Genomic DNA, 3,546 nt, shown 5'->3' on the forward strand with positions numbered 1-3,546 from the left:
AATTAGATGAGGTTTCTTATTTAGACGAGGTTTCTTATTATATATTATATTGTTTTCGGATTTCCGCCAGTAACGCCTCGCAGCCTTTACTGATGTCATTATAGGTTTCGTCAAAGTTTCCGGTGTACCACGGATCTTTAACATCGCGAGTTTCACCGACGAAAGATAGCATTTTCTTAACTTTGTTGTCTGCATCCGGGCCGATTACGCGATTTAAATTGCGGCGATTGTTTTCGTCCATGATGATAAGATAATCTGCCGAATTGTAATCTGCTTTGGTCACTTGCCGAGCGGCTCGCGGTGTAAAGGGGATATTGAGGGCACGGAGTTTACTTTTTGTTCCGTGATGGGTGTCATTCCCAATTTCTTCGCGGCTGGTAGCAGTCGAATCGATTTTAAAGTACTCGCTCAGATTTGCTTTGGCCACTAAATCTTTAAATACAAACTCAGCCATAGGTGATCGGCAAATATTGCCGTGGCAGACGAACTGCACGTGGATTGGTTTTTTCAGTGTTTTCATAAGCGCCCTTTTCACAATAAATACTATAAACAAAGTGGCGTGCTACATAGGCACTAAATCGTTTTAGACGAACTGGAGAATCATAGCAAACAAACTTAGAATCATTTGTTGCAACGGAATCAACACCCAGGTCAGGAACGGCGTGTAAATGAGCAAGATTAGCATTAAAAAGCCGTAACGGGCCCATTGCCAATACTTCATCTGCCAGTATGGAGAGAGCATGTTGGAAACGATGTGCGCTCCATCAAGAGGCGGAATGGGAATCAAATTGAACAAGGCAAAGTTGATGTTAATGATTACCATGAGCGAGATTACCGTGTAAAGTCCGGAAGATACGTCTATGCCGTGGTTATTGATGAAAAACAGCACAAACGCCGATATAAAGGCGATGACAAGGTTGGCTGCCGGACCGGCAAGCGAAACGAGGGTGTCATCGCGTTTTTTATTTTTAAAATTAGCCGGGTTAATCATAACCGGTTTTGCCCAACCGAAATGTAAGAGCAAAAGCATCAACATGCCTAGTAAATCGATATGAGCGAAGGGATTCATGGTGAGTCGCCCCGTACGGCGCGGCGTATCATCGCCCAACGCGTCGGCTACTTTGGCATGCGCATACTCGTGCATGGCCATGGCAATGATGATAGCCGGTAAAGCGGCTACAATACTTAATAGATTAAAGTTAAACATAGTCAGCTCCTTTGTATGATGTAATGTAATTTATAGTATACCGTAAATTATCGATGTAAGCAAAAAAATCACCCATAATTTCTAAAATTGGTGGGGCTAACAGAGAAGGGGCTTGTAAAAAGATAGGGACGTTTTCACCGGATACGCATCATTGGTATGAGCCTCATACTAACGATGCGTACCAATGGTGTGAGTCTCATACTGACAGTGCGGATGCGCACCAATGGTATGAGTCGATGCCTTGCTCCTTGCCGTTGTGGTTTTTATAATGGAGGTAGTGTTAAAAGATGAATGAGACTTTGGGAGAGGTTCTTGTATTAGCCGGGCAAAATGGGGAACAGACAGAAAAGTTAGTGTTTTTATAGGGGAGATGGATATATGGCAAAAGTCGTAATTCCAATAAAATTGTTAAACCGTTTATATACGGAAGAAAAGTTGTCGACTTGGGAAATCGCGAAGCAATTGGAGTGTAGTCAAGATACGGTGGTGCGTCGTTTGCATATGTATCAAATTCCGGTGCGGACGCGACGCAAGCAATTGCCGGAAGCGGAATTGGCTCACTTATATAAAAACGTTGGCCTTGGGGTTAAGCAATTGGCAGTTCGCTATCAATGTTCCCATACAACCGTAGCGGCCCGTTTACATGAAATGGGACTGTTAATGAACAAGAAGTCGGATTTTAGAGAGCCCACACCTTCCGTGAAACGCCAAATTATCAGCTTATATAACAGCGGGCAAAGCGCCGGTTGGATAGCACAGCATCTTTGCATGTCTCGGTGGACCGTTTTGAAAACGCTGCGCAATAGTGGCATTGAGATTCGCCACAGTAATAAACGGGTGTATTTAAATGTTAAGGAATTGGCCTACTTATATGAGTATCGCCATATGTCGACGACGGAATTGGCGGCCTTATATGATGTGAAACCGGCTACCGTAGCAGAACGGTTAAAAGAAGAAGGCGTTCGCTTGCGAGGAAATAATTTGGCCCTAGATATGTTTGATGTGTGCAGGCGCTATCAGGAAGGGCATAGTCCGATGGAGATTGCAGACCAATTGGGATGTTCCTATTCGGCGGTGCGACGGCGATTGGATGCATGGCAAGGGTATAAGAAAAGATCGTAAGCAAATGTATAAGAAAAGTCCGTAGGAAAAGGACGTAAGAAAAGAAGGTAAGAAAGGGATGTAAGCTATCAAATAATTGTAAGAATAATAGGAGGGATTAATAGGGTGAAGTGTTGCATTATAAGGCCTGAATTCGTTATACTAGAGTGTATGAAAGAAACGTTTTTTCAATTAAACTTAGTAGAATGGAGTTAATCATGGAGATTGTTCTTGCATTATTGCCTTATTTGACCGCCGGATTTTGTGCGGCTGTTGTTTCGCGTTTTACCGGTGTGGCCTTATCGTTTATCGTAGTACCGACATTATTAATTTGGGGTGCAACACCGGCAGAATTAGTATCATTTATGCTTACCTTTGCGGTGTATAACGGGTTTACCTCTGAGACTCAGGATTTTCGCTTGAATATAAAAAACCTCGTATTGTTTAAAGGGTGGCGTTTAGCGATTCCCCTCGTAGGTTCCGTCGTGTTGTCCTTTATTATGCCACCGGCAGCCATTGCCTTCTTTATTTTCTGCTTTATTGCTGAATTGGCCATGAGCATGTACAACCGTTTACCGGCCAATGATAAGCCGGAGCTCAAAGGCGTAATTCTCAGTGTGGTAACTGCCGCTGTATGGTGTTTGGTCGGTGTATTCGCCGTTCGTTTATTGCCGGTTGATTACTACTTTATCTTAGTAGGTCTTGGTATTTTGGGCTTAACCGCTTTTACTTGGTATGCAAGTAAACATCGCGATGCGTTCCGTGGCACGTGGTCGGTTATTTGGAATTTCCTATTGTTGTTTTTAGGCTTGTTCGGTTTGGATATTTCCATATATGCCAAAGCATTATGTCGATCCTTCCCAAGCAAACAGGACGTAATGATTCCGGTAATTTATTTTGTAGCTGCCTTCGTAGGTGTATTGGCACTCTTCGCATCCGACTTCTTATTCTCTATGGAAGCCTTGGTGGCAGCCGTTGGTGCCGCTATCGGTATGCGTTTGTTCGGCATGTATGAATTTAGCCAACGAGGCACATTCTCTTATGCAGCTATTGCCGTTACGATTTTGGCGGTAGTCAGCTTGTATTTGGTAAGTCCGGCGCCACACGGTTTAGTCAACATGGAAGAGTTGTTTAATGTGTATACCGGTCAATAATTAAATAATGGCCTATAGGACATTTTGAGTTGGTTTTTAGACCGATGAGACTAGTATTTATCTAGTCTTATCGGTCTTTTAAAA

The 3,546-nt window shown here is 43.2% G+C and carries 4 protein-coding genes; 2 read left to right on the forward strand and 2 right to left on the reverse strand.

Translation table 11 applies throughout. From position 1 onward, the window contains the following. Positions 1–37 precede the first annotated feature (37 nt). Positions 38–520 (reverse strand): low molecular weight protein-tyrosine-phosphatase, encoded by a 483-nt coding sequence (locus EO124_RS10065; RefSeq protein WP_127059398.1) that lies wholly within the window; start codon positions 518–520, stop codon positions 38–40. Between the two features lie 63 nt (positions 521–583). Beyond that, entirely contained in the window at positions 584–1,207 is a 624-nt protein-coding gene (locus EO124_RS10070) for a site-2 protease family protein (protein ID WP_021841112.1), read from the reverse strand. Positions 1,208–1,585: 378 nt separating this feature from the next. On the opposite strand from EO124_RS10070, the gene EO124_RS10075 reads away from it, so the two are divergent. Together EO124_RS10075 and EO124_RS10080 are read left to right on the forward strand one after the other, a co-directional pair. Further along, positions 1,586–2,329, forward strand: coding sequence for a helix-turn-helix domain-containing protein (locus tag EO124_RS10075; RefSeq protein WP_127059399.1), 744 nt, complete (start codon positions 1,586–1,588; stop codon positions 2,327–2,329). A 197-nt stretch (positions 2,330–2,526) separates the two neighbouring features. Further along, positions 2,527–3,462: a hypothetical protein gene (locus tag EO124_RS10080; protein WP_127059400.1), complete on the forward strand. Its 936-nt coding sequence runs from the start codon at positions 2,527–2,529 to the stop codon at positions 3,460–3,462. Positions 3,463–3,546: the final 84 nt, after the last annotated feature.

This window comes from Veillonella ratti, from assembly GCF_003992115.1.
Taxonomy (GTDB): domain Bacteria; phylum Bacillota; class Negativicutes; order Veillonellales; family Veillonellaceae; genus Veillonella_A; species Veillonella_A ratti.